The organism is Aquimarina agarivorans (genome assembly GCF_000218485.1).
Taxonomy (GTDB): domain Bacteria; phylum Bacteroidota; class Bacteroidia; order Flavobacteriales; family Flavobacteriaceae; genus Aquimarina; species Aquimarina agarivorans.
Genome location: NZ_AFPB01000023.1, coordinates 1 through 2500, shown reverse-complemented (window position 1 = coordinate 2500; position 2500 = coordinate 1). Strand labels below are relative to the sequence as shown.

1 rRNA gene is annotated in these 2500 nt (G+C 41.6%); it reads right to left on the bottom strand.

Annotation, left to right across the window (positions count from 1 at the left end):
• Window positions 1–116: 116 nt before the first annotated feature.
• Window positions 117–1638: ribosomal RNA gene (locus GMC_RS18545) — 16S ribosomal RNA — on the bottom strand.
• Window positions 1639–2500: the final 862 nt, after the last annotated feature.

Here is a 2500-nt window from a genome sequence, read left to right as displayed (position 1 = left end):
CTCACATCTATTTTTATTAATTGACAGCTTAAGACTAAAATAATCAATCAGATAAACATAACTACTGTTTCTAATCGATACCTTAACCAGTATTTACCTTATAGGCAAATCTCTAGAAAGGAGGTGTTCCAGCCGCACCTTCCGGTACGGCTACCTTGTTACGACTTAGCCCCAGTTACCAGTTTTACCCTAGGCCGCTCCTTACGGTGACGGACTTCAGGTACCCCCAGCTTCCATGGCTTGACGGGCGGTGTGTACAAGGCCCGGGAACGTATTCACCGGATCATGGCTGATATCCGATTACTAGCGATTCCAGCTTCACGGAGTCGAGTTGCAGACTCCGATCCGAACTGAGATAGGCTTTATAGATTCGCTCCTGTTCACACAGTGGCTGCTCTCTGTACCTACCATTGTAGCACGTGTGTGGCCCAGGACGTAAGGGCCGTGATGATTTGACGTCATCCCCACCTTCCTCGCGGTTTGCACCGGCAGTCTTGCTAGAGTTCCCGACATGACTCGCTGGCAACTAACAACAGGGGTTGCGCTCGTTATAGGACTTAACCTGACACCTCACGGCACGAGCTGACGACAACCATGCAGCACCTTGTAATATGTCCGAAGAAAAGTCTATCTCTAAACCTGTCATACTACATTTAAGCCCTGGTAAGGTTCCTCGCGTATCATCGAATTAAACCACATGCTCCACCGCTTGTGCGGGCCCCCGTCAATTCCTTTGAGTTTCATTCTTGCGAACGTACTCCCCAGGTGGGTCACTTATCACTTTCGCTTAGTCACTCAAACCGAAGTTCGAACAACTAGTGACCATCGTTTACGGCGTGGACTACCAGGGTATCTAATCCTGTTCGCTACCCACGCTTTCGTCCCTCAGCGTCAATTAATTGTTAGTGATCTGCCTTCGCAATCGGTATTCTAAGTAATATCTATGCATTTCACCGCTACACTACTTATTCTAACCACTTCACAATAATTCAAGTCTAACAGTATCAATGGCAATTTTACGGTTGAGCCGCAAACTTTCACCACTGACTTATTAAACCGCCTACGGACCCTTTAAACCCAATGATTCCGGATAACGCTTGGATCCTCCGTATTACCGCGGCTGCTGGCACGGAGTTAGCCGATCCTTATTCTTATAGTACCGTCAATCTGCTACACGTAGCAGGGTTTCTTCCTATATAAAAGTAGTTTACAACCCATAGGGCAGTCTTCCTACACGCGGCATGGCTGGATCAGAGTTGCCTCCATTGTCCAATATTCCTCACTGCTGCCTCCCGTAGGAGTCTGGTCCGTGTCTCAGTACCAGTGTGGGGGATCTCCCTCTCAGGACCCCTATCTATCGTTGCCTTGGTAAGCCGTTACCTTACCAACTAGCTAATAGAACGCATAGCCATCTCATACCAATAAATCTTTAATTATAAATTGATGCCAATCTATAATACCATGAGGTATTAATCCAAATTTCTCTGGGCTATCCCTCAGTAAAAGGTAGGTTCTATACGCGTTACGCACCCGTGCGCCGGTCGTCATCTGATGCAAGCACCAATGTTACCCCTCGACTTGCATGTGTTAAGCCTGCCGCTAGCGTTCATCCTGAGCCAGGATCAAACTCTTCATCGTTAATCTTTAAATATTTTCTAATCAAAATATCAATATCAACAAAACAGAAATTATTTGTCGCTTCTCAAAATGACTATTCTAGTCTTAATGCTTTATTCTTTTGGTATTAATTTCACTTATTCTAGATCTCCACCTTCGTGGAAATGATATAAGCTACTTAAAATACGCGCTGTCAATCAATATGTCAATGAACTCTTTTTCGTCAATCATAAAGCATCGCTGCTTTCTAATTTTGTTGCCGTTTAAAGCGGCTGCAAAGATAAATTCTTTTTTAACTCTAACAAGAAAAAAATGAACTTTTTTTTGCTTTACTTTTTATTAAGTAATTTCACTTTAAAACCTTTACTTCATCTTTAAAAACAACGTTTAATTGTTTCTAATTTTGTTGCCGTTTAAAGCGGCTGCAAAGATAGTTGTTTATTTGATTCTGACAATAAAAAATAAAATTTTTTTTATTTTTTATTTCTGAAATCAATACTACTTAATACACAATACTTTCTATGAACTTTTCGCCTTTACAACACTAATTGCTGCGCTAGCGGGGTGCAAATATACAACGCTTTTCCTTTACAACAACTATCTTTTTTTATGTTTTTTATCCTTTTATTGGTTCCAACCACTTTTACCCACTTTCTTTAGAAGATTCGTAAGGATTTTTAGGTTTTGTTAACAGATTCTCCAGACGTATATGCTTTATGATTTTTGGCTGTTGGTATTTTTGGGTAGAAGGCGGAAGGTTGTTGGTGGGTAGGATTTTATATTACACTATATATAATAGGACTAGCTTCTTTTTAAGTTGCCCTCGCTTGCTTAGTATTACGTTAATGCTATCTTTTTTGTTTTGCTGCTGACAACTCCCAAC